General features: G+C 59.6%; 23 protein-coding genes and 2 pseudogenes. 9 read left to right on the top strand and 16 right to left on the bottom strand.

Features of this window, described 5'->3' with window-relative positions; genetic code table 11:
- Positions 1-6: 6 nt before the first annotated feature.
- Positions 7-960, bottom strand: a complete 954-nt coding sequence (gene exbB / locus ACYYKW_RS11040) for a tonB-system energizer ExbB (protein ID WP_093096935.1) — start codon at positions 958-960, stop codon at positions 7-9.
- Positions 961-1,148: 188 nt separating this feature from the next.
- On the opposite strand from exbB, the gene ACYYKW_RS11035 reads away from it, so the two are divergent.
- Positions 1,149-2,006, top strand: a complete 858-nt coding sequence (locus tag ACYYKW_RS11035) for an SDR family oxidoreductase (RefSeq protein ID WP_093096938.1) — start codon at positions 1,149-1,151, stop codon at positions 2,004-2,006.
- Positions 2,007-2,144: 138 nt separating this feature from the next.
- Here the strand turns inward: ACYYKW_RS11035 and ACYYKW_RS11030 are convergent, their stop codons facing one another.
- The 6 genes from ACYYKW_RS11030 to ACYYKW_RS11005 form a co-directional block, all read right to left on the bottom strand.
- Positions 2,145-2,885: a hypothetical protein gene (locus ACYYKW_RS11030; RefSeq protein WP_093096941.1), complete on the bottom strand. Its 741-nt coding sequence runs from the start codon at positions 2,883-2,885 to the stop codon at positions 2,145-2,147.
- A gap of 67 nt (positions 2,886-2,952) precedes the next feature.
- Positions 2,953-3,333 carry a RidA family protein gene (locus ACYYKW_RS11025; protein WP_003229509.1) on the bottom strand — a complete coding sequence of 127 codons (381 nt, stop codon included), beginning with the start codon at positions 3,331-3,333 and terminating at the stop codon, positions 2,953-2,955.
- 24 nt (positions 3,334-3,357) lie between these two features.
- Entirely contained in the window at positions 3,358-5,463 is a 2,106-nt protein-coding gene (spoT, locus tag ACYYKW_RS11020; RefSeq protein ID WP_090287531.1) for a bifunctional GTP diphosphokinase/guanosine-3',5'-bis pyrophosphate 3'-pyrophosphohydrolase, read from the bottom strand.
- A gap of 57 nt (positions 5,464-5,520) precedes the next feature.
- Complete coding sequence (gene rpoZ / locus ACYYKW_RS11015; protein ID WP_464990121.1) at positions 5,521-5,784, bottom strand: DNA-directed RNA polymerase subunit omega; 264 nt, start codon at positions 5,782-5,784, stop codon at positions 5,521-5,523.
- 168 nt (positions 5,785-5,952) lie between these two features.
- A complete protein-coding gene (gmk, locus tag ACYYKW_RS11010; protein WP_464990120.1) occupies positions 5,953-6,573 on the bottom strand; it encodes a guanylate kinase in 621 nt (206 codons plus the stop codon).
- A 12-nt stretch (positions 6,574-6,585) separates the two neighbouring features.
- Positions 6,586-7,449, bottom strand: a complete 864-nt coding sequence (locus ACYYKW_RS11005; RefSeq protein ID WP_336356500.1) for a YicC/YloC family endoribonuclease — start codon at positions 7,447-7,449, stop codon at positions 6,586-6,588.
- A 269-nt stretch (positions 7,450-7,718) separates the two neighbouring features.
- Between ACYYKW_RS11005 and rph the strand changes: the two genes are divergently transcribed.
- The 3 genes from rph (at position 7,719) to gltS (ending at position 10,414) form a co-directional block, all read left to right on the top strand.
- Positions 7,719-8,441, top strand: coding sequence for a ribonuclease PH (gene rph, locus ACYYKW_RS11000; RefSeq protein WP_090287527.1), 723 nt, complete (start codon positions 7,719-7,721; stop codon positions 8,439-8,441).
- A 28-nt stretch (positions 8,442-8,469) separates the two neighbouring features.
- A complete protein-coding gene (locus tag ACYYKW_RS10995; RefSeq protein WP_336356499.1) occupies positions 8,470-8,838 on the top strand; it encodes a DUF4870 domain-containing protein in 369 nt (122 codons plus the stop codon).
- Between the two features lie 367 nt (positions 8,839-9,205).
- A complete protein-coding gene (gene gltS, locus ACYYKW_RS10990) occupies positions 9,206-10,414 on the top strand; it encodes a sodium/glutamate symporter (protein WP_464990119.1) in 1,209 nt (402 codons plus the stop codon).
- Between the two features lie 76 nt (positions 10,415-10,490).
- Here the strand turns inward: gltS and ACYYKW_RS10985 are convergent, their stop codons facing one another.
- On the bottom strand, positions 10,491-11,270 hold the full coding sequence (locus ACYYKW_RS10985; RefSeq protein ID WP_007920349.1) for an exodeoxyribonuclease III: 780 nt from the start codon (positions 11,268-11,270) through the stop codon (positions 10,491-10,493).
- Positions 11,271-11,352: 82 nt separating this feature from the next.
- Here ACYYKW_RS10985 and pyrE point away from each other — a divergent pair, with 82 nt between their 5' ends.
- Complete coding sequence (gene pyrE, locus ACYYKW_RS10980) at positions 11,353-11,997, top strand: orotate phosphoribosyltransferase (RefSeq protein ID WP_090287521.1); 645 nt, start codon at positions 11,353-11,355, stop codon at positions 11,995-11,997.
- Between the two features lie 183 nt (positions 11,998-12,180).
- On the opposite strand, the gene argB is transcribed toward pyrE, so the two are convergent.
- From argB to coaBC, 4 genes and pseudogenes are all read right to left on the bottom strand, one after another.
- Entirely contained in the window at positions 12,181-13,086 is a 906-nt protein-coding gene (gene argB, locus ACYYKW_RS10975; RefSeq protein WP_016772548.1) for an acetylglutamate kinase, read from the bottom strand.
- Between the two features lie 17 nt (positions 13,087-13,103).
- Positions 13,104-14,480, bottom strand: a pseudogene (locus ACYYKW_RS10970) (phosphomannomutase/phosphoglucomutase); the annotation flags it as partial.
- A 264-nt stretch (positions 14,481-14,744) separates the two neighbouring features.
- Positions 14,745-15,200, bottom strand: coding sequence for a dUTP diphosphatase (gene dut / locus ACYYKW_RS10965; RefSeq protein WP_093096957.1), 456 nt, complete (start codon positions 15,198-15,200; stop codon positions 14,745-14,747).
- A 5-nt stretch (positions 15,201-15,205) separates the two neighbouring features.
- On the bottom strand, positions 15,206-16,414 hold the full coding sequence (coaBC, locus tag ACYYKW_RS10960; RefSeq protein WP_090287515.1) for a bifunctional phosphopantothenoylcysteine decarboxylase/phosphopantothenate--cysteine ligase CoaBC: 1,209 nt from the start codon (positions 16,412-16,414) through the stop codon (positions 15,206-15,208).
- A gap of 133 nt (positions 16,415-16,547) precedes the next feature.
- Here coaBC and radC point away from each other — a divergent pair, with 133 nt between their 5' ends.
- Positions 16,548-17,222 carry a RadC family protein gene (radC, locus tag ACYYKW_RS10955; protein WP_464990118.1) on the top strand — a complete coding sequence of 225 codons (675 nt, stop codon included), beginning with the start codon at positions 16,548-16,550 and terminating at the stop codon, positions 17,220-17,222.
- Positions 17,223-17,351: 129 nt separating this feature from the next.
- On the opposite strand, the gene ACYYKW_RS10950 is transcribed toward radC, so the two are convergent.
- A complete protein-coding gene (locus ACYYKW_RS10950; protein ID WP_464990117.1) occupies positions 17,352-18,938 on the bottom strand; it encodes an ABC transporter substrate-binding protein in 1,587 nt (528 codons plus the stop codon).
- A 447-nt stretch (positions 18,939-19,385) separates the two neighbouring features.
- Between ACYYKW_RS10950 and rpmB the strand changes: the two genes are divergently transcribed.
- Positions 19,386-19,619, top strand: a complete 234-nt coding sequence (gene rpmB, locus ACYYKW_RS10945) for a 50S ribosomal protein L28 (RefSeq protein ID WP_007920377.1) — start codon at positions 19,386-19,388, stop codon at positions 19,617-19,619.
- 11 nt (positions 19,620-19,630) lie between these two features.
- On the top strand, positions 19,631-19,786 hold the full coding sequence (gene rpmG, locus ACYYKW_RS10940; protein WP_003177274.1) for a 50S ribosomal protein L33: 156 nt from the start codon (positions 19,631-19,633) through the stop codon (positions 19,784-19,786).
- 86 nt (positions 19,787-19,872) lie between these two features.
- Here rpmG and ACYYKW_RS10935 read toward each other — a convergent pair whose 3' ends face one another.
- The 3 genes from ACYYKW_RS10935 to ACYYKW_RS10925 form a co-directional block, all read right to left on the bottom strand.
- The gene (locus ACYYKW_RS10935) at positions 19,873-20,268 is read right to left on the bottom strand and encodes a hypothetical protein (protein ID WP_157720813.1); all 396 of its coding nucleotides are present in this window, start codon (positions 20,266-20,268) and stop codon (positions 19,873-19,875) included.
- 49 nt (positions 20,269-20,317) lie between these two features.
- Positions 20,318-20,527 (bottom strand): peptidase inhibitor, encoded by a 210-nt coding sequence (locus ACYYKW_RS10930; RefSeq protein WP_093096966.1) that lies wholly within the window; start codon positions 20,525-20,527, stop codon positions 20,318-20,320.
- Between the two features lie 116 nt (positions 20,528-20,643).
- Positions 20,644-21,006, bottom strand: coding sequence for a cupin domain-containing protein (locus tag ACYYKW_RS10925; protein ID WP_090287508.1), 363 nt, complete (start codon positions 21,004-21,006; stop codon positions 20,644-20,646).
- A gap of 235 nt (positions 21,007-21,241) precedes the next feature.
- Between ACYYKW_RS10925 and ACYYKW_RS10920 the strand changes: the two are divergent.
- Positions 21,242-21,328 (top strand): annotated as a pseudogene (locus ACYYKW_RS10920) (hypothetical protein); the annotation flags it as partial.
- Between the last annotated feature and the right edge of the window lie 76 nt (positions 21,329-21,404).

Genomic DNA, 21,404 nt, shown 5'->3' with positions numbered 1-21,404 from the left:
GGCCGATTACCCCACTTTGACCATGTGCGGCTGCGAGCTGCGCTCAGGCTGGTGGTCGAGGTCGCGGCTGACCAGCAGCAACACTTCTGCCGACGCATCGGACACCTGCGCCTTGTAACCGGCGATGGAGCGGGCGAAGACGTTGTAGATCACCACCGCAGGAATCGCAGCAACCAGACCCAGCGCGGTGGCCAGCAGCGCTTCAGCGATACCCGGGGCAACGACGGCGAGGTTGGTGGTCTGGGTTTTGGCGATGCCGATAAAGGAGTTCATGATGCCCCACACGGTACCGAACAGGCCGACAAACGGCGCGGTGGAGCCGATGGTGGCGAGTACGCCGGTGCCGCTGCTCATGTTGCGACCGCAGGCCGCGACCAGACGCTCGAGGCGGAAGCTCACGCGTTCCTTGATGCCTTCTTTTTCGCGGCTGTTGGCCGACAGGCGCATCTCTTCGAGCGCGTCGTGCACCAGCAGGTTGGCGAGGGTGCCTTCCTTCGCCGCAGTGGCACTGGCTTCCTTGAGCGTGGCGGCTTTCTTCAGCGCAGCGATTTCGCCTCGCAGACGACGCTTGGCGCCCATCAGCTCAAAGCCTTTGGCGATCCAGATAGTCCAGGTGATGATCGACGCGATGGCCAGACCGATCATCACGATTTTCACGATGATGTCGGCGTTCTGGTACATGCCCCATGGCGACAGGTCGTGGGCCATGCCCAGGCTGTTGTCGGCTTCGAGGACTTCAGGTGCGTCGACGGCTTGCACGCTCTGCACCGGATCGGTGGCGGCCGGTGCAACTGGCGCGGCGGCGGGTGCGTTCTGCTCGGCAGCGGCTGGCGTGGTCGGGGCCTGGGCGTCAGCGAATGCGGCGGTCGATGCCAGCATCAGGCTGAGCAACAGAGCCGCCACCGCGCTCCAGGCGCGAGGTCGATTGGTTGGCGAAGCGGGAGTTTGATTACGTGTCATGCTGGCCGGACCTGAGATTGAAAAACGATGATGCTCTTCCAGGCCTCGTGAGGCCGAGAACAAAAGTGACGTGCATTATTGCAAGTAATTCTTGTTAACAAAAGTAATAGAGTAACTTTTTTTCCGCGATCGCTAGCCGTTCGTCCTGTGCCAGAGCTAGTCTGTGCCTTTCCGATGGGAGTTTTCTGATGTCCGCGCCTTCTGTTTTGATTGCCGGTTGTGGTGATGTCGGCAGTCGTCTGGCCACGCAACTGTTGGCTGCCGGCTGGGACGTTTTTGGTCTGCGGCGCAATGTGTCGCGACTGCCGGACGGCGTCACAGGCGTTGCTGGCGACCTGTTCAACGAAGAGTGCCCGGCGAATTGGCCGGTCGGTGCCATCGATTACCTGGTGTATTGCGCTGCGGCCACCGAGCACGATGAAGAGGGCTATCGCAAAGCCTACGTGCAGGGTTTGCAGAATGTACTGAGCTGGCTGGGCGACTATGGGCAAGCGCCTGAGCGACTGATCTTCGTGTCCAGCAGCAGTGTATATGGCCAGCAGGACGGGGCGTGGGTCGATGAGACCTCAGAGACTGTCGCGGCCGGTTATTCAGGTCGCTTGATGCTCGAAGCCGAGCAGGTCGCGCTCAACAGCAGCATCCCGGCCAGCGTTCTGCGCCTGACCGGCATCTACGGGCCGGGCCGCGAGTGGTTGCTGACCCAGGTGCGTCGCGGTTATCGCGTGGCGGTCGAGCCGCCGCTGTATGGCAACCGCATCCATGCCGATGACGCGGCCGGCCTGCTGGCGTTTCTGCTGGAAAAGGATCGGCAGGGCGTGAAGCTGGAAGACTTTTACATTGGCGTCGACGATGCGCCGGCGCCGTTGGCAGAAGTGGTGGGCTGGTTACGCGAATACCTGAACGTGACCGAGTGGGCCGAAGACGCCAGCGTGCGGCGTACCGGTAGCAAGCGTTGCAGCAATGCGCGGGTGAAGGCGTTGGGCTGGGTGCCGACTTATCCGACCTACCGCGAAGGCTACGCAGCGATTCTTGAGGGCAAATGCTGACTTCCTGACAACACAAAACAACTGTAGGAGTGAGCCTGCTCGCGATAGCGGCGCATCAGACACCTCGGTGTTGACTGATGCGCCGCTATCGCGAGCAGGCTCACTCCTACAGGGGGATCGCGGCGAACTCAGAGACGGTTACTGCTTCTCCAGCAACCACTTGCGCTCGCCCGGCGTGTACTGCGGCATTTCATCCGCCAGCGCGGTGTTCACGGCCTGGAAAATCTCCAGTTCCTTGCCCTTGCGCGCAAAGATGTAGGCATTGCCTTGACCGTTGAGTTGCAACCACATGTTGTCGTTGGTGCTGCTCATTGATGCGCAATCGCCCGCCAGGCACAGGGCATAACGGTCGGCCCCCGGCAAACCGGAAACCTGGCCATCCGCCTGGAACTGCACGGTGTTGCCTTCGCCCTGACCACTGGCGATAGTCCAGTTGCCGCCCATGTAGGCGGAATACAGCGCACGTTCGAAACTGGCGCCGATCGGTGCGCCTTCCGACACCGGAATCTGTGCGCGGTCGAACACCTGCTCGGGTTCGTTCTCGCTGGCGGCTTGCTGCAGTTGCTCGCCATCACGCTTCAGCTCACTGGCGGAGCTGCCATAGAAGTCGACTTTCCAGGCGCCGGACTGTTCGCCCAGCAGTTGTCCTTCGACGTTCTCGAAACCGTTGGTGTAGCGGGCCTGACCGGCCTTGGTGTTGACGTCCCATTCCAGATTCGGGCCATAGGCCTGAAGCGCTTCGCGCAGGGGGCCGCCCTTGGCGGCGGCATCGATCGCCACCTGATTGATCCAGATGCCGCTGATGTCACGATCGGCAGGGTCGCTGGCGCAGCCGCCGAGGAACATGGCGAGCAGCGAGAGAGCTAGCGCTTTGCGCATGGTGGAGTCCTTTCAAAACCTTTTCTTGCACGGCAATCGGCGCGGCGATCAGGCCGCGCCGTGCGCATTACTCGATGACCAGAATGGCATCCATTTCAACCTGCGAACCCTTTGGCAGAGCTGCTACGCCAATGGCGGCGCGGGCCGGGTACGGCTGGTCGAAGTACTTGCCCATGATCTCGTTGACCTTGGCGAAGTGGCTCAGGTCGGTGAGGAAGATGTTCAGTTTGACGATGTCCTTGAACGAACCGCCGGCGGCTTCGGCCACGGCTTTGAGGTTCTCGAAGACCTGAACGGTCTGGGCTTCGAAGCCTTCGACCAGTTCCATGGTTTTCGGGTCCAGCGGGATCTGGCCCGACATGTATACGGTGTTGCCTGCCTTGATGGCCTGGGAGTAAGTACCGATGGCGGCCGGGGCCTTGTCGCTGGTGATGACGGTTTTGGTCATGTATGACTCCTTGTAATAGGCAGGTTATGCACGCATGCGGGTGATGCGGATCACTCCGGTCAAGGCGCGCAGCTTCTTGATCACGCGAGCCAGGTGCACTCGGTCGTGGACGCTGACCACCAGCTGCACGACGCTGATGCGACCATCGCGTTCGTCCATGCTGATTTTTTCGATATTGCCGTCGGCCGCGTTGACGCTGCTCGCCAGCAGGGCGATCAGGCCGCGCTGATGCTCCAGCTCGACACGCAGTTCGACGTTGAATTCACCGGTGACATCCTTGGCCCACGAGAGCTGGATGCATTTTTCCGGGTTGTGCCGGATTTCGCTGATGTTGCGGCAGTTGTCCAGGTGCACGACCATGCCTTTGCCCGCCGACAGGTGGCCGACAATCGGGTCGCCCGGGATCGGCGTGCAGCATTTGGCGTAGCTGAGCACCAGACCTTCGGTGCCGCGAATCGCCAGCGGGCCTTCCGGGCTTGGCAGTTGCTCGCCTTCGCCGAGCAGGCGACGGGCAACCACGTAGGCCATGCGGTTGCCCAGGCCGATGTCTTCGAGCAGGTCTTCGATCAGTTCGAGGCGGTACTCGGTGAGCATCGCCTTGACGCGTTCGGCCGGGATTTTCTCCAGCGAACTGTCGAAACCGTTCAGGACCTTGTTCAACAGGCGCTCGCCGAGGCTGATGGACTCGGAGCGGCGCTGCAGTTTTAGCGCATGGCGAATATGCGTGCGCGCCTTGCCGGTAACGACGAAGTTGAGCCAGGCCGGATTCGGCCGAGCGCCGGGAGCGCTGACGATCTCGACCGTGGAGCCGCTTTGCAGCGGTTCCGACAGCGGTGCGAGACGGCGGTTGATCCGGCAGGCGATGCAGCTGTTGCCGACGTCAGTGTGCACCGCGTAGGCAAAGTCGACCGCGGTGGAGCCTTTCGGCAACTCCATGATCCGGCCCTTGGGCGTGAACACGTAGACCTCGTCCGGGAACAGGTCGATTTTTACGCTTTCGATGAATTCCAGCGAGTTGCCGGCGCGTTGCTGCATTTCCAGCACGCCTTTGACCCACTGGCGGGCGCGGGCATGCGTGCCTTTCGGCTGCTCGTCGCCGCTGGACTTGTACAGCCAATGGGCGGCGATGCCGTTGTTGGCCATCTCTTCCATTTCGCGGGTGCGGATCTGGATTTCGATCGGTACGCCGTGCATGCCGAACAGCGTCGTATGCAGCGACTGATAGCCGTTGGCCTTGGGAATCGCGATGTAATCCTTGAAGCGCCCCGGCAATGGTTTGTACAAATTATGCACAGCGCCAAGCACGCGGTAGCAGGTATCGACCTTGTCGACGATGATCCGGAACGCGTAGACGTCCATGATCTCGTTGAAGGCCCGACGCTTGCCGCGCATCTTCTTGTAGATGCCGTAGAGGTGTTTCTGGCGACCGCTGACTTCACCCTCGATGCCGTCGATGGCGAGGCAATGGCCAAGAGATTCTTCGATCTTGTTGACGATTTCCTTGCGGTTGCCCCGGGCGCGCTTGACCGCCTGATAGATCCGCGCGGAACGCATCGGGTGCATCGCCTTGAAACCGAGGTCTTCGAATTCGATACGGATCGCGTGCATGCCCAGGCGGTTGGCAATGGGCGCGTAGATTTCGAGGGTTTCCTTGGCGATGCGCCGGCGTTTTTCCCCGGACAGCACTTCCAGCGTGCGCATGTTGTGCAGGCGGTCGGCGAGTTTGACCAGGATCACGCGAATATCGCGTGCCATGGCCATGGCCATCTTCTGGAAGTTTTCTGCCTGGGCTTCGGCCTTGGTCTCGAAGTTCATCTGGGTCAGTTTGCTGACCCCATCGACCAGTTCGGCCACGGTTTCACCGAACTGCGCTTGCAGCGCCTCTTTGGCGATACCGGTGTCTTCGATCACGTCATGCAGCATCGCCGCCATCAGGCTCTGATGGTCCATGTGCATGTCGGCCAGAATATTCGCCACCGCAAGAGGATGCGTGACGTACGCCTCGCCGCTGCGACGGCGTTGACCGTCATGGGCTTGTTCGGCGTAGAAGTACGCTCGGCGGACCAGGTTGACCTGGTCGTTGCCGAGGTAGGTCGATAAGCGATCGGCGAGGGCGTCTATGCTCGGCATGATAAATCCTGCCGCAAGCTGTGATCCCGCGCCGTGCTACGTCGACCAGGCATAGGCTTAGACAGCCTCGTTGGACTCGTCCTCGAACGCTGCGAACAGCGGCTCATCCTGGACGATTTCCTGCTCGGCGATGTACTCGTAGCTCATCACGCCTTCAGCAATTTCACGCAGCGCGACAACAGTCGGCTTGTCGTTTTCCCACTGAACCAGGGGATCTTTGCCGCCGGTGGCCAGTTGACGGGCACGCTTGGTAGAGAGCATGACCAGCTCAAAGCGGTTTTCCACGTGTTCTAGGCAGTCTTCAACGGTTACGCGGGCCATGGTATTCCTCGTAGCGAATGCAATATGCGCGCTGCCCGAATGGGCAAGCGGACTCAGCAGTTTAAAAAATCACCAGCGATTAGGGAAGCGCTGATTTTTTGACCAAGCCCTTCAACGCGCTGCAAGCACCAATGTAAAGCGCTTGCAGGCATTTTGGGAAGTGCTGTTTTAACCGAGCAGTTCGGCCAGCAATTTGCAGAAACGCACCTGTTGACGCTTCTGTTGCAATTGATTGGCGCGGAAAATTGCCTTGAGATCGTCCAGCGCATGGGCGAAATCGTCGTTGATGATGAGGTAATCGTAATCGACGTAGTGGCTCATCTCGCTGACCGCTTCGCGCATCCGCCCGTCGATGATCTCGTCACTGTCCTGACCGCGGTTCGTCAGACGCTGATGCAGCGCTTGCAGCGATGGCGGCAGAATGAAGATCGAGCGTGCCTGCGGCATCAGCTTGCGCACTTGCTCGGCACCTTGCCAGTCGATTTCCAGAATCAGGTCATGGCCTTCGTCCAGCGTCTGCTGCAGGCGGCTTTGCGAGGTGCCGTAGAAGTTGCCGAACACTTCGGCGCGTTCGAGGAAGTCGCCGTGTTCGCCCATTTTCACGAACTCTTCGCGGGTCACGAAGTGATAATTCACGCCGTCCACTTCGCCCGGACGCATGGCGCGGGTGGTGTGCGAGACGGAAACGCGGATCTCCGGGTCAGCGTCGGTCAACGCCTTGACCAGGCTGCTCTTGCCTGCGCCCGATGGCGCGGAAATGATGTACAGGGTGCCGGTGTGTTGGGTCATGTCGGGGTAGCCTTACTCAATGTTCTGCACTTGTTCGCGCATCTGCTCGATCAACACTTTGAGGTTGACGGCGGCCTGGGTGCTGCGCGGGTCGAAGGCTTTGGAGCCCAGTGTGTTGGCTTCGCGGTTGAGTTCCTGCATCAGAAAGTCGAGACGGCGGCCGGCCGCACCGCCGGACTTGAGCACCCGGCGTACTTCGATGATATGGGTGCTCAGGCGATCCAGCTCTTCGGCGACGTCGCTTTTTTGTGCGAGCAGGACCATTTCCTGCTCCAGACGCTGCGGGTCCAGCTCGGCCTTCATGTCGGCAAAGCGGTCGAGGACCTTCTGGCGCTGGGTGGCGAGCATTTGCGGGACCAGTTCACGCAGGGTCACTACGTCTTCCTCAATGGAAGTCAGGCGATCGTTGATCAAGCGGGCCAGCTCCGCGCCTTCGCGCTCGCGGCCGGCCTTCAGTTCTTTCAGGCCCTGGTTGAACAACGCCAGCGCATCGGCGTTCAGCGCTTGTGGATCCGCCGCATCAGCCACCAGCACGCCCGGCCAGGCCAGCACTTCCAAGGGATTCAGCGCAGCGGGATTCTTGATCAGGCCGGCAACGGTTTCCGCAGCGGCGACCAGTTGCGCGGCGCGCTCGCGGTCGACTTGCAGCGGCTTGCCGGTGCTCTCCTCGGTGAAGCGCAGCGTGCACTCCAGTTTGCCTCGCGACAGGCCCTGACGCAGCGCCTCACGGACGGCGCCTTCGAGGTCGCGAAACGATTCGGGCAAACGCAGGTGCGGTTCCAGATAGCGGCTGTTGACCGAGCGCAATTCCCAGCTCAGGGTGCCCTGGACGCCGGCTTTCTCGACGCGGGCGAAGGCGGTCATGCTGTGCACCATGGCGGTGACCTCGCAATGCAGATCGGCGCAGCAGGGATTTCCGCAGGCGCGATATCAATGAATGTAAGCCGACTGGCAGCAAAGGCGCAGGATTGTAGCGCAGTGCAGCGAATGCGCCCAAACACACGGTGTGACAAAGCGCTGCAGCCCGTCGGTAACGTGCGTTTCACAACCTTCACCGGTCGCCCCGGCTTTTTAACCAGTGCCCAGGCGCGGTGCACCGCTCTATAATGCCCGGTAGTTTTCCGTCCTCAGTACAGGTATTTCCTATGAAACGTCCAAGTGGTCGCGCTGCCGATCAGCTCCGCTCGATCCGCATTACCCGCAACTACACCAAACACGCCGAAGGATCGGTGCTGGTCGAATTCGGTGATACCAAAGTCATCTGCACCGTCAGCGTCGAAAACGGCGTGCCGCGGTTTCTCAAAGGTCAGGGCCAGGGCTGGCTGACCGCTGAATACGGCATGCTGCCGCGCGCCACTGGCGAGCGTAACCAGCGTGAGGCGAGCCGCGGCAAGCAGGGTGGTCGTACCCTGGAAATCCAGCGCCTGATCGGCCGCTCCCTGCGCGCGGCGCTGGACATGTCCAAGCTGGGCGACGTGACCCTTTACGTTGACTGCGACGTGATCCAGGCTGACGGCGGCACGCGTACGGCGTCCATCACCGGTGCCATGGTCGCGCTGGTCGACGCACTGAAAGTGATCAAGAAACGTGGCGGCCTGAAGGGCGGCGACCCGCTCAAGCAGATGATCGGCGCGGTATCGGTTGGCATGTATCAGGGCGAGGCGGTGCTGGATCTCGACTATCTGGAAGATTCCGCTGCCGAAACCGATCTGAACGTGGTGATGACCAGCACCGGTGGTTTCATCGAGGTGCAGGGCACCGCTGAGGGCGCGCCGTTCCAGCCTGAAGATTTGAATGCCATGCTGGAACTGGCGAAGAAAGGCATGAACGAGATTTTCGAACTGCAAAAAGCCGCATTGGCCGACTGAGCCAATTCGCAGCCGCAAGGAGGACGCGATGAGTGACAAGCAAGACGTGCTGCCCAAACCGAGTCAGGAGATTCGCCAGTGGGCGATGTTTTGTCACTTGTCCAGCTTTCTGGGTAGCGTGTTTCCCTTTGGAAGTCTGCTCGGTCCGCTGATCCTCTGGCAGATGAAGCGTGAGACTGACCCGTTTATCGATGCGCAGGGCAAGGAAGCGCTGAATTTTCAGATCACCATGACCATTGCCATGCTCATCAGCGTGGGGCTAATGGTGGTGCTTATCGGGTATGTTTTGATTGTTCCGGTGGTGATATGTGCGTTGGTAATGCCGATCATCGCTGCGGTGAAGGCCAATAAGGGATTTCCCTACCGTTATCCATTCACCTGGCGGCTGATCAAGTAACGGCCCGCTGAGGCACCCAATAAAAAAGCCCCGACCTGTCGGGGCCTTTTTTTACAATTCAATAAAGTGTTTTCTGATGTAGGAATAGTCTGTTATCGATTTAAGGTCGAGTATTTATTTATGAATATTAAATTGCTACATTTTTAGTCACAACTGTATGGGCAAGTGTTTATTTCTGTACTTGTTATTGGTGCGAACTGATTGTTAAAGTTGCTAGGTGTAATGTTTCTTTTGAAACATCTCGATATGTTCAAGCCATCGAAGGCTCTTGAATTTTCCAGTAATCAGTGTTGATAAAATCAGCCGGTTCATGAGTCGAGCCCAGGTAAACGCTCGCCTCCTGAATACACAGCCAAGAATAATCCACATGATTCAGCTCGATTTTTACGGCACGCTCGTGGCCGCTTCTCTAGTGTTATTACTCGGGCGCGGACTCGTTGCGCGTGTCGGCTTTCTGCGAAGTTACAATATTCCCGAACCGGTGGCGGGCGGTCTGGTCGTCGCCGTGCTGTTATTGATACTGCGCACGTTTGATATAGAAGTGCGCTTTGATACTTCTCTGCAAACGCCGTTGATGCTGGCTTTCTTCGCCACGATTGGCCTGAGTGCGGACCTCGCCAGCCTGAAAAAGGGCGGCCGCGTTGTCGGCATATTCCTGCTGGCCGTCATCGGCTTGCTGGTGGTGCAGAACGCGATGGGTATCGGGCTGGCAACCTTGCTTGGGCTTGATCCCCTGATGGGCCTGCTGACCGGTTCGATCACCCTGGCGGGCGGGCATGGTACGGGTGCTGCCTGGGGAACGGTGTTCAGCGAAAAGTATGGGCTGGCCTCCGCCTCGGAACTGGCGCTCGCCTCGGCGACGTTCGGTCTGGTCCTCGGCGGACTGATCGGCGGGCCGGTTGCGCGCTTGCTGGTCAAGCGGGTGCAGGTGCCGGGCGGTAATCAGGAGCAAGCCCCGCGGCTGCCAAAAGGCTTTGAGCAGCCGAACAAGGAGCGCTCGATCACGCCGTTTTCGTTCGTCGAAACGCTGGCGTTGATTGCGATCAGTTTGCTGGCTGGCAATCTGTTGAATGGCTTGCTGCAGGGCTCTGCCTTCGAGTTGCCGGCGTTTGTCTGCGTGCTGTTCGTGGGCGTGGTGTTGCGCAACGGCCTCGCGGCACTCGGCTTGTATCAGGTGTTCGAACGGGAGGTTTCGGTACTCGGCAACGTCAGTCTGTCGCTGTTTCTGGCGATTGCTCTGATGTCGCTGAAGTTGTGGGATCTGGCGGCGCTGGCCTTGCCGATCTTTATCATCCTCGCTATGCAGGCGCTGGTCATGGCGCTGTTCGCAATCTTCGTGACATTCCGTGTGATTGGCAGCAACTATGATGCCGCCGTGCTGGCAGCGGGGCATTGCGGTTTCGGGCTGGGCGCCACGCCTACGGCCATCGCCAACATGCAGGCGGTGACGCAGCGCTATGGGCCGTCGCAGATTGCCTTTCTGGTGGTGCCGATGGTCGGAGCGTTCTTCATCGACATCATCAACGTCATCGTGATCAAGCTGTATCTGGCCTTGCCGTTGTTCGCTGCTGTCTAGGCCGCGTCTTTGTTCGAGACGAAAAAAATGCCCGCATCAGACGATGCGGGCATTTTTTCTGGCGGCGATCCGACGCTTAGATGGTCAGCGTCCAGTCGTAGTCGACGATCAGCGGTGCGTGCTGCGAGAACCGTGGCTGACGCGGCAGGCGTGCGCTGCGCACGAAGCGCCGCAGGCCCGGTGTCAGGATCTGATAATCGAAGCGCCAGCCCAGATTGAGCATCTCGGCCTGTTCGTTATCCGGCCACCAGCTGTATTGATCGCCTTCGCGGCTGACTTCGCGCAACGCATCGACGTAGCCCATGTTGCCGACAATCTCGTCCATCCAGGCCCGTTCCGGCGCCAGGAAGCCTGGAGACTGCTGGCTGTCGCGCCAGTTCTTGATGTCGAGCTTCTGCTGCGCCACGTACAGCGAGCCACAATAAATGTACTCGCGACGTTTGCGCCGCTGTTTGTCCAGATATTTGCCGAAGTCGTCCATGAGCTTGAACTTCTGGTTCAAGTCCTCATCGCCGTTCATCCCCGAAGGAAGCAGCAAGGTGGCAATACTGACTTTGTCGAAATCTGCTTGCAGGTAGCGCCCGTAGCGGTCGGCCGTCTCGAAACCGAGACCGCTGATGACAGCCTTCGGTTGCAACCGCGAATACAAAGCCACGCCGCCTTGGGCAGGGACTTCAGCATCGCAGGCATAAAGGAAGTAGCCATCCAGTTGGAAGGCTGGGTCGTCCAGTTCAAAGGCGGAGGCACGGGTGTCCTGCAGGCAGATGACGTCGGCATTCTGTGCTTGCAGCCAACTGAGCAAACCGCGCTCGACTGCCGCCTGAATACCATTGACGTTCACACTGATGATCCGCATAAATGGCCCCAAAAATCGCGTGCGTGTATGATACACGGCGTCAAGCTAATTAGCTAAATCCGTGGTATTTGGGGTTTTTTTCATGCAAGCGTATCAGCGCGATTTCATTCGTTTTGCCATCGATCGCGGCGTTTTGCGCTTCGGTGAGTTCACCCTGAAGTCCGGGCGCACCAGTCCCTACTTCTTCAACGCCGGCCTGTTCAACTCGGGCTCGGCCCTGGCGCAGCTGGGGCGTTTCTACGCCGCCGCCATTGCCGAAAGCGGCATTCCTTTCGACGTCCTGTTCGGCCCGGCCTACAAAGGCATTCCGTTGGCCGCGACCACTGCCGTTGCGCTGGCCGAACACCATGACCGCGACCTGCCATGGTGCTTCAACCGCAAGGAAGCCAAGGCTCACGGCGAAGGCGGCAGCCTGGTTGGCGCGCCGCTGACCGGTGACGTGCTGATCATCGATGACGTGATCACCGCCGGCACCGCGATCCGTGAAGTGATGCAGATCATCGCCTCGCAGGAGGGCGCCAAGGCCGCCGGTGTGCTGATCGCTCTGAACCGCCAGGAGCGCGGCAACGGCGAACTGTCGGCGATCCAGGAAGTCGAGCGTGATTTCGGTATTCCGGTGATCAGCATTGTTTCGCTGAATCAGGTGCTGGAATTCCTCGCTGACGATCCGCAGCTCAAGCAGCACCTGCCGGCCGTGGAAGCGTATCGCGCCCAGTTCGGCGTCTAAGCGCCGGCTTTTGTGGGAGCGAGCCTGCTCGCGAAAGCGTCCTGCCAGTCGACATCAATGTTGAATGGAAGTCGGTATTCGCGAGCAGGCTCGCTCCCACATGGGTTTTTCCACTTGGGTTTTGCAGCAAAAAAAGCCCCCGCTCAGTCAGACTGAGCGGGGGCTTTTTGTTTGCACGATCGCTTACGGACGCTTGCGATTGCTGATCAGCGTACCCACACCGGTGTCGGTGAAGATTTCCAGCAGAATCGCATTCGGTACACGCCCGTCGATGATCAGCGAACTACCCACGCCGCCCTGAACCGCTTCCAGCGCGCAACGGATCTTCGGCAGCATGCCGCCGTAGATGGTGCCGTCAGCGATCAGATCGTCGACCTGCTGCGTGCTCAGACCGGTCAACACCGTGCCCGACTTGTCCATCAGGCCGGCGATGTTGGTCAACAGCATCAGTTTCTCGGCTTTCAGCGCTTCGGCAACCTTGCCGGCCACCAGGTCAGCGTTGATGTTGTACGACTCGCCGTTCTCACCTACGCCGATCGGCGCGATCACCGGAATGAAGTTGCCTTTGACCAGCAGGTTCAGCAGCTCGGTGTTGATCCCGACCACTTCGCCGACATGACCGATGTCGATGATTTCCGGTTGGGTCATCTCCGGGGTCTGGCGGGACACGGTGAGCTTCTTCGCGCGAATCAGCCCGGCGTCTTTACCGGTCAGGCCGATGGCGCTGCCGCCGTGGCGGTTGATCAGGTTGACGATGCTCTTGTTGACCTGACCACCCAAGACCATTTCGACCACGTCCATGGTCGCCGCGTCGGTCACGCGCATGCCGTCGACAAAATGGCTCTCGATCGACAGGCGCTTGAGCAGGTCACCGATCTGTGGGCCGCCACCGTGTACCACCACCGGGTTGATGCCCACGGCCTTCATCAGCACGATGTCGCGGGCGAAGCCGGTTTTCAGCTCCTCGCTTTCCATCGCGTTGCCGCCGTATTTGATCACCAGGGTCTTGCCGACATAACGTCGGATGTAAGGCAGTGCTTCGGACAGGACCTTGGCAGTGTTGGCGGCGGCTTCGCGTTCGAGGGTCATTCAGGGCTCCGGGTGGATCAGAACGGTAGTTGGAGATCAGGTGCAACGCGTTTCAGTTGGGCGTGGAACACATCCTTGATGCGCTGCAATTCAGCCTCGTCATCGGCCTCGAAGCGCAGCACCAGCACCGGAGTGGTGTTGGACGCGCGCACCAGGCCCCAGCCTTTGGCGTAATCGACCCGCACGCCGTCGATGGTGGTCAGGTCAGCGCCTTCACCCCACTGAGCATCGTGCAGTGCATCAATGATGCTGAATTTGCTCTCTTCGGTCACATGGATATTGATTTCCGGCGTAGAAATATCGTTCGGGAAGGTCGCAAACAGCTCTTCCGCGGTGGATTTTTCCTTGCTGAGGATCTCCAGCAGGCGTGCAGCGCTGTAGATGCCGTCGTCGAAACCGAACCAGCGTTCCTTGAAGAAGATGTGCCCGCTCATTTCCCCGGCCAGCAGTGCGCCGGATTGCTTCATTTTCTTTTTGATCAACGAGTGACCGGTCTTCCACATTAGCGGCCGACCACCGTATTCCTTGATCAGCGGCACCAGGCGACGAGTGCATTTGACGTCGAAGATGATTTCCGCGTCCGGGTTGCGTGCCACTACGTCACGGGCGAACAGCATCAGCAGACGATCCGGGTAAACGATGCTGCCGGTGTTGGTTACCACGCCGACACGGTCGCCGTCGCCGTCGAAGGCCAGGCCGATATCGGCGTTGGTTTCCTTGACCTTGGCGATCAGGTCGACAAGGTTTTCCGGCTTGCCCGGGTCCGGGTGATGGTTGGGGAAGTTGCCGTCAACTTCGCAGAACAACGGAATGACTTCGCAGTTCAGCGCTTCGATCAGTTGCGGGGCGATCACGCCGGCAGCACCGTTGCCGCAGTCGACCACGACTTTCAGGCGACGGGCCAGTTTGATGTCCTGGACGATTTCGGTGTTGTAGCGGTCGAGGATTTCAACCTGGGTAACGCTGCCCTGGCCGCTGCTCAGATCGTTGTTCTTGATGCGCTGGTGCAGCACTTGGATCTGCTCGTTGGCGAGAGTATCGCCGGCGATGACAATCTTGAAGCCGTTGTAATTGGACGGGTTGTGGCTGCCGGTGAGCATCACCCCGGATTTGCCGGCCAGCACGTTGGCCGCGTAATACAGCGCCGGTGTCGGCACCAGGCCGACGTCGCTGACATGGCAACCGCTCTCGGCGATGCCGCGAATCAGCTCGGCGACCAGCTCCGGACCGGACAAGCGCCCGTCACGACCGACCGACACGTTCGGTTCGCCTTGGGCCAGGCTCTGCGAGCCGATGGCGCGGCCAATCCAGTAAGCGGTTTCACCGTTGAGAAAATCCGGCACGGTGCCGCGAATGTCATAGGCGCGGAAAATGCTCTCGGGGAGGGTCGGGGCGATCTTGGCTGGAGTGCTCATCTGCACAAATGCTCCATCTGGAAAGTGGCGGGACAGGCCGACGAATCGTTCGACGGCAGGCTCAAACTGAAGGGTATGACGGCGTTTTCCACAGAGAGTTCGTGCTATGAAAGGGCCATGACACCCCGCGCAGCAGAGCTTTGGCCGGCCAATGCCTTGATTTACCGCGCTAAACCTTGCAGATGACAATTTCGGTTTGTGGTGCGCCAGCGGGCTGGCTCACCACAGGATCAGCCGATCGGATCACTTCGTTCCGGTATGTCCGAAGCCGCCGGTGCCGCGTTCGGTTTCGACGAATTCCTCGACCATTTCGAAGTGCGCCTGCACCACCGGCACCAACACCAGTTGCGCCAGACGTTCGCCGACGGTCATGGTGAAATCGCTTTGGCCACGGTTCCAGCAGGACACCATCAGCGGGCCCTGGTAGTCGGAGTCGATCAGGCCGACAAGGTTGCCCAGTACGATGCCGTGTTTATGGCCCATGCCCGAGCGCGGCAGGATCAGCGCGGCGAGGTTCGGGTCGCCGATGTAAACCGACAGTCCAGTGGGGATCAGCACGGTTTCACCCGGCTTGATCACGGTGTCCCGATCCAGCATGGCGCGCAGGTCGAGGCCGGCGGAGCCTGGGGTGGCGTATTGCGGCAGCGGGAAGTCGGTGCCGATGCGTGGGTCGAGGATCTTGGCTTGCAAAGCGTGCATGTGAATTAAACCTGGTTCAGACGTTCGGCGATAAAAGTGACCAGTTGGCGGGCGATCTTGCCCTTGCTGGTCTGGGCGAAAACCGTGGCGTGCAGCTCACGGTCAATGACGCTGCAGGCGTTTTCTTCGCTGTTGAAACCGATGCTCGGGTTGGCGACGTCGTTGGCGACGATCAAATCGAGATTCTTGTCCTTCAGCTTGCGTGCAGCGTAGTCGAGCAGGTGTTCGGTCTCGGCGGCGAAGCCGACACTGAACGGACGGTCGGGACGGGTCGCGATACTGGCGAGGATGTCCGGGTTGCGCACCATTTGCAGGACGAAACCGTCACCGCTCGCAGGGTCTTTCTTGAGCTTTTGCGGGGCAACGACTTCCGGGCGGTAATCCGCAACCGCTGCCGAAGCAATGAATACGTCGCACGGAATCGCCGACTCGCAGGCGGCGAGCATGTCGCGGGCGCTGACCACGTCGATGCGCGTGACGCGATCGGGAGTTGGCAGGTGCACCGGGCCGCTGATCAGGGTGACGCGGGCGCCGGCTTCCACTGCGGCTTCGGCGAGGGCAAAGCCCATTTTCCCGGAGCTGTGGTTGGTGATGTAGCGCACCGGGTCGATGTTTTCCTGGGTCGGGCCGGCGGTAATCACCACATGCTTGCCGGTCAGTGCCTGACGCTGGAAGCAGTCGGCGGCGAGCAGCGCCAGCTCGGTGGCTTCCATCATGCGGCCCATGCCGACGTCGCCACAGGCCTGGCTGCCGGACGCCGGGCCGAAGGTCTTCAGGCCACGGCTTTCGAGCAGTTGCAGGTTGGCCTGGGTGGCCGGATCGCGCCACATCGCTTGATTCATTGCCGGTGCGACGGCAACGATGGCGTCGGTGGCCAGCACCAGCGTGGTCAGCAGATCGTTGGCGATGCCTTGCGCCAGACGGGCGATCAGGTCGGCGGTGGCCGGGGCGATCAGTACCAGATCGGCCCATTTTGCCAGTTCGATATGGCCCATCGCGGCTTCGGCGGCCGGGTCGAGCAAGTCGAGGTGCACCGGGTGGCCGGACAGGGCCTGCATGGTCAGCGGGGTGATGAACTCGGCGCCGCCATGGGTCATGACCACGCGCACTTCGGCACCCTGGTCGATCAGGCGGCGAACCAGATCGGCGCTCTTGTAGGCCGCAATGCCGCCGCCGACGCCCAGAACGATGCGTTTCCGATACAGCCGCTGCATAGGTCTGCCTTTCATTTCGTTGATGACTGCGTGGCGACGCCCTTCCCCAGGATTGAATCGCGCGCAAAAAAGATGGGCTACGATATCACAGCGACCGCTACGGAACAGCGGCGCCCACAGACAGGGAGTGTGTATGAGTATTCGCGATTGGCCGGCGGCGGAACGGCCGCGGGAAAGGTTGTTGGAGCACGGGGCAGGGAGCCTCTCGGACGCCGAGTTGCTGGCGATTTTTTTGCGCACTGGGGTACCCGGAACCAGCGCTGTGGACCTGGCGCGACACCTGCTGAAGCAATTCGGCAGCCTGCGTTTACTGCTTGAGGCCGATCAGGACGCATTCAGTAAACAAATGGGGCTCGGGCCGGCGAAGTATGCGCAACTGCAAGCCGCACAGGAAATGAGCAAGCGCCATCTGGCCGAACGGTCACGGCAGAAACCGGCACTGGAAAACCCGCAAGTCGTGCGCGACTACCTCAAAGCGATGCTACGGCACGAACCGCACGAAGTGTTTGGCTGCCTGTTTCTCGATTCCAAGCACCAAGTGCTGAATTTCGAGGCGCTGTTTCGCGGCTCGATCGACAACACCAGCGTGCATCCCCGGGAAGTGGTGAAGCGCGCACTGGCCAATAACGCGGGGGCGGTGATCCTGTGTCACAACCATCCCTCCGGCAATACCGACCCCAGTCAGGCGGATCGGCTGCTGACCAAGCGGCTGCAAAAGACCCTGGAGCTGATCGACGTGCGCGTACTGGATCACTTCATCGTCGGCGATGGCGAACCGCTGTCGATGGCGGAGTGTGGCTGGATGTAGTTCTCAAGACCAACGGTTCCCTGTAGGAGTGAGCCTGCTCGCGATAGCAATCTTCCAGTCACCGCATGGGTTGACCGAAGTGCCGCCATCGCGAGCAGGCTCACTCCTACAGGTTTTGTGCAGGGCAGGTTATTTGAGGTTGACCTTGGAGTAGTCCTGACGGCCGAACGGGCTGACGGAGTAACCCTGCACGTCTTTACGTGTCAGCGCATACGCCGTCGGGTGCGCCAGCGGTAGCCACAATGCCTGTTGCTGAATCTGTGCCTGCGCCTGTTCATACAGTTTGGTGCGCACGCCTTGTTCGCTGGTGGTCTTGCCGGCGCTGATCAGCTTGTCCAGATCGGCATTGCAGTAGCGGGCGAAATTGGTGCCGGATTTGACCGCTGCGCAGGAAAACTGTGGCGTGAGGAAGTTGTCCGGGTCGCCGTTGTCGCCAGCCCAGCCCATGAACAGCAGATCGTGCTCGCCAGCCTTGGCGCGGCGAATCAGCTCGCCCCATTCGATCACGCGGATCTCCGCCTGAATGCCGATTTCAGCCAGGTCCGACTGCAACATCTGCGCGCCCAGACTTGGGTTCGGGTTGAGCAGGCTGCCTGACGGCCGCGTCCAGATCGTGGTCTGGAAACCGTCCTTCAGCCCGGCCTTGGCCAGCAGCGCCTTGGCCTTCGCCACGTCGTGCGGGTAGCCCGGCAGGCTCTTCGCGTAGCTCCAGGTATTCGGCGGATACGGGCCATTGGCCGCTTCGGCGGTGTCTTCGAACACAGCCTTGATGTAGTTGACCTTGTCGAAGGCCAGGTTGATGGCCTGGCGCACTTCCGGCTTGTCCAGCGGTGGATGCTGGCTGTTGATGCCGACGAAAGCGGTCATGAACGCGTCAGTCTTTTCGACTATCAGTGTCGGCTCTTTCAGCGCTGCCTGTACGTCGAGAGGTTTCGGCGACAGGGCGATCTGGCATTCATTACGCCGCAGCTTTTGCAGGCGCACGTTAGCGTCCGGGGTGATGGCGAAGATCAGTGGGTCGACCGCAGGTTTGCCACGGAAGTAGTCGGGGTTGGCCTTGTAGCGGATCGCCGCGTCTTTCTGAAAGCGATTGAAGATGAACGGGCCGGTGCCGATCGGCTGGCTGTTGAGCTTGTCGGTCGCGCCGGCCCTCATCAACTTGTCGGCGTACTCGGCTGAGTAAATCGAGGCGAAACCCATGCTCAGGGTGGCGAGAAAGGTCGAATCCGGGTGATCAAGGGTGAAGCGTACGGTCAGCGGATCGAGTGCATCGATTTTCTTGATCAGCGCTGGCAGTTGCATTGACTGCGCGTGGGGGAAGCCGCTCTGCGCGACCTTGTGCCACGGGTTGGCCGGGTCGAGCATGCGATCGAAGCTGAACTTGACGTCTTCGGCGGTCAGCTCACGGCTCGGTTTGAAATAGTCGGTGGTGTGAAACTTCACCTGCGGATGCAGCTTGAATACATACGTCAGCCCATCAGTGCTGACTTCCCAGCTGTCGGCCAGGCTCGGGATGACCTTGCCGCTGGCGGTGTCGAAATCGACCAGACGATTCATCAGCACGTCGGCCGAGGCGTTGGTGGTGGTCAGCGAATTGTACTGCACCACATCGAACCCTTCGGGGCTGGCCTCGGTACACACGCTCAGCGCGGCGGCCTGGGCCAGAGGGCTTAGCAACAGCGGGGCGAACAACAGGGGTAGGGCAGCGAGGCGCATGGTCGGTTTCCTTTACAGATCGAAGGCCCATCTGCAAGTGCAGTCTGGAAAAGTCCTACCCTAGAGGTCTGAATTGCAAATGACTATCCCCTTTTTGCATTTTCAGGGCACCGCGACGACACTGGTTCAGGTGGCGGTGCGCAGGAAAACGTTTGAAATGTCGTTGCAGGGGATTTTCTACGACGAGTGGTAAAAATCGCCGTCAGCCTTTATCCAAGGGATCCGCAGGCTAAAAAAACGCCTTTTTGCCGATTGATTGCACACCGATTGTTGTTGCACCCCGGTCTTTCTGGTATAAAGCAGCGCTCTTTTCTAGGGGCCCGGTTCCTTCACTGTAGGTGTAGCCGGTAAGACCTCTAAAGAAACGCGGCGCCTGGCGCCAAATGACTGAGAGATTAAGCGGCCAACCCATGCCGGGTTGGGCATGTGGTTTTAGAGGGCTGAGGCATGTCGAGAGTATGTCAAGTTACCGGTAAGGGTCCGGTGACTGGGAATAACATTTCCCACGCAAACAACAAAACCCGTCGTCGTTTCCTGCCGAACCTGCAGCATCACCGCTTCTGGGTTGAAGAAGAGAAACGTTTTGTGCGTCTGCGCGTATCTGCCAAAGGCATGCGTATCATCGACAAGCGTGGCATCACTGTCGTGCTCGCCGAACTTCGCCGCGATGGCAAGATTTAAGGGAGCTAATCATGCGTGAATTGATTCGTTTGATCTCGAGCGCCGGTACTGGTCACTTCTACACTACCGACAAGAACAAGCGTACTACCCCGGACAAAATCGAGATCAAGAAATATGATCCGGTTGTTCGCAAGCACGTGATCTACAAGGAAGGCAAAATCAAGTAATTGATTTTTCCCGACTTACAAAAAAGGCCCGTATCTCACGATACGGGCCTTTTTTGTTGTCCGGCGTTTGGACCGTGTCTGCGGGTTCAACCGCAAGCCAGATGAGTGATTTTCAAATCCGGATCGGTCTGGATGCGCAAGCGGTTGTTCTGATGCTGGCGATCAAGCGAGTTGACCACTGCAGTGGTGGCGCGCGCCTGCTTGCGAACCTGTTCTTTGACGGCGAGCGTCAGAAAACGGCCAATAAATTCCTGCGTCCAGCGTGTGTCGCAACGCTGAGGTGGCGGGTCGGCCTGGGCTGATGTTTGAATGGCGAGCATCAGCACGCCGGCCAGGATACTGATTTTCAGAAACTGGATCATTGGGTATCGCTTCCTTGTGATTGATGCTTCGAGCCTCTTTTCGAGGCCGGTTGCAGCATCCGGCACAATCCACGATGACGTGCAGTAATTATCTATATCGCTCAGGAAGAGGGACGGCAAAAGGCCGGTCTCTAGCGAGCCGGGCCTTTTACTTTGAGACGTACAGTGATCAGCCGCAGATGAGCTCAAGAATTTCATCGCGTTCGTTGACCAGCACCCTGACGCGATTGGGTTTGGGCAACAGATTGAACAGATCTTCGGGGCGCTCCAGGCGATGTTTGTCCACGCCGGCCGCTTCACGGATGGCACTCAGCGTTTCAGCTGTGGCGACTTTGCCGACAGCAAACGCTGCGGCGTCGATATTGCAGTAGTCAGACATGATGCTTCCTTGCTTGCGATTTGAGTCCGGGCGCACGCCCGCTGGCGCCGCCGTCGCAAAGTCTTCCTCAAAGGTATTGCGCCTGTCTGGTTGGTGTCGTCACCGACTGTGTCGGATCAAGCCTTCTGTTCGAAGATCACATAGATCTTGCGGCAGGCCTCCAGCACTTCCCACGTCCCGCGAAACCCCGCTGGAATCACAAAGCGATCGCCGACACGCAAGGTCTTGGCATTTCCGTCGCTGTCTCGCAGCACCGAAACGCCCTGCAGAATCTCGCAATACTCATGCTCGGTGTAATTCACCGTCCACTGGCCCACCGCACCTTCCCAAACGCCCGCGCCCATCTGGCCACAGGGACTTTCGTATTGATGGAACACGGCTTGTTCAGGATCGCCCTTGAGCACTTTGGCCGGGTCCGGGCGATAGCGTTCGGCTTCGCTGCCGGTCAGGCTGATGTCGACGACGTTCTCGATGTTCATTGTTGTTTTCTCCGGTGATGACGGCGCGTGGACTGGAATGGGCGAAAGTCTATGTTTATTAAATTGAACACTGCAAGGCCGTATGGCCGGCTTATGTCAAATATATTGAAACAAACCCGGTCGCTGGTTTAGGGTGGCGGGTGCCTTGGGCCGACATGCAGGCTGGCCGGGCAGTATTCTTGATGAACGCCGCAGTGCTTGTGGCGTTCGTATTCAATAAGAGGAGGACACCCGAATGACCACCCTGACTCGTGCCGACTGGGAACAACGCGCCCGCGACCTGAAGATCGAAGGCCGCGCCTACCTCAATGGCGAATACACCGCTCGTCGACGGCAGTCCAGTCGACAGATGGGTTGCGCTCCATCAAGGCCTTGATCGGTATGGCGGCCAGATCGTC

Source organism: Pseudomonas sp. 15C, from assembly GCF_055484735.1.
This window is presented reverse-complemented; position numbering and strand designations above follow the sequence as displayed.

Excerpts from the sequence above, each read along its gene's own strand:
- exbB (WP_093096935.1), bottom strand. The coding sequence starts at position 960 with ATGACACGTAATCAAACTCCCGCTTCGCCAACCAATCGACCTCGCGCC.
- ACYYKW_RS11035 (WP_093096938.1), top strand. The coding sequence starts at position 1,149 with ATGTCCGCGCCTTCTGTTTTGATTGCCGGTTGTGGTGATGTCGGCAGT.
- ACYYKW_RS11030 (WP_093096941.1), bottom strand. The coding sequence starts at position 2,885 with ATGCGCAAAGCGCTAGCTCTCTCGCTGCTCGCCATGTTCCTCGGCGGC.
- ACYYKW_RS11025 (WP_003229509.1), bottom strand. The coding sequence starts at position 3,333 with ATGACCAAAACCGTCATCACCAGCGACAAGGCCCCGGCCGCCATCGGT.
- spoT (WP_090287531.1), bottom strand. The coding sequence starts at position 5,463 with ATGCCGAGCATAGACGCCCTCGCCGATCGCTTATCGACCTACCTCGGC.
- rpoZ (WP_464990121.1), bottom strand. The coding sequence starts at position 5,784 with ATGGCCCGCGTAACCGTTGAAGACTGCCTAGAACACGTGGAAAACCGC.
- gmk (WP_464990120.1), bottom strand. The coding sequence starts at position 6,573 with ATGACCCAACACACCGGCACCCTGTACATCATTTCCGCGCCATCGGGC.
- ACYYKW_RS11005 (WP_336356500.1), bottom strand. The coding sequence starts at position 7,449 with ATGGTGCACAGCATGACCGCCTTCGCCCGCGTCGAGAAAGCCGGCGTC.
- rph (WP_090287527.1), top strand. The coding sequence starts at position 7,719 with ATGAAACGTCCAAGTGGTCGCGCTGCCGATCAGCTCCGCTCGATCCGC.
- ACYYKW_RS10995 (WP_336356499.1), top strand. The coding sequence starts at position 8,470 with ATGAGTGACAAGCAAGACGTGCTGCCCAAACCGAGTCAGGAGATTCGC.
- gltS (WP_464990119.1), top strand. The coding sequence starts at position 9,206 with ATGATTCAGCTCGATTTTTACGGCACGCTCGTGGCCGCTTCTCTAGTG.
- ACYYKW_RS10985 (WP_007920349.1), bottom strand. The coding sequence starts at position 11,270 with ATGCGGATCATCAGTGTGAACGTCAATGGTATTCAGGCGGCAGTCGAG.
- pyrE (WP_090287521.1), top strand. The coding sequence starts at position 11,353 with ATGCAAGCGTATCAGCGCGATTTCATTCGTTTTGCCATCGATCGCGGC.
- argB (WP_016772548.1), bottom strand. The coding sequence starts at position 13,086 with ATGACCCTCGAACGCGAAGCCGCCGCCAACACTGCCAAGGTCCTGTCC.
- dut (WP_093096957.1), bottom strand. The coding sequence starts at position 15,200 with ATGCACGCTTTGCAAGCCAAGATCCTCGACCCACGCATCGGCACCGAC.
- coaBC (WP_090287515.1), bottom strand. The coding sequence starts at position 16,414 with ATGCAGCGGCTGTATCGGAAACGCATCGTTCTGGGCGTCGGCGGCGGC.
- radC (WP_464990118.1), top strand. The coding sequence starts at position 16,548 with ATGAGTATTCGCGATTGGCCGGCGGCGGAACGGCCGCGGGAAAGGTTG.
- ACYYKW_RS10950 (WP_464990117.1), bottom strand. The coding sequence starts at position 18,938 with ATGCGCCTCGCTGCCCTACCCCTGTTGTTCGCCCCGCTGTTGCTAAGC.
- rpmB (WP_007920377.1), top strand. The coding sequence starts at position 19,386 with ATGTCGAGAGTATGTCAAGTTACCGGTAAGGGTCCGGTGACTGGGAAT.
- rpmG (WP_003177274.1), top strand. The coding sequence starts at position 19,631 with ATGCGTGAATTGATTCGTTTGATCTCGAGCGCCGGTACTGGTCACTTC.
- ACYYKW_RS10930 (WP_093096966.1), bottom strand. The coding sequence starts at position 20,527 with ATGTCTGACTACTGCAATATCGACGCCGCAGCGTTTGCTGTCGGCAAA.
- ACYYKW_RS10925 (WP_090287508.1), bottom strand. The coding sequence starts at position 21,006 with ATGAACATCGAGAACGTCGTCGACATCAGCCTGACCGGCAGCGAAGCC.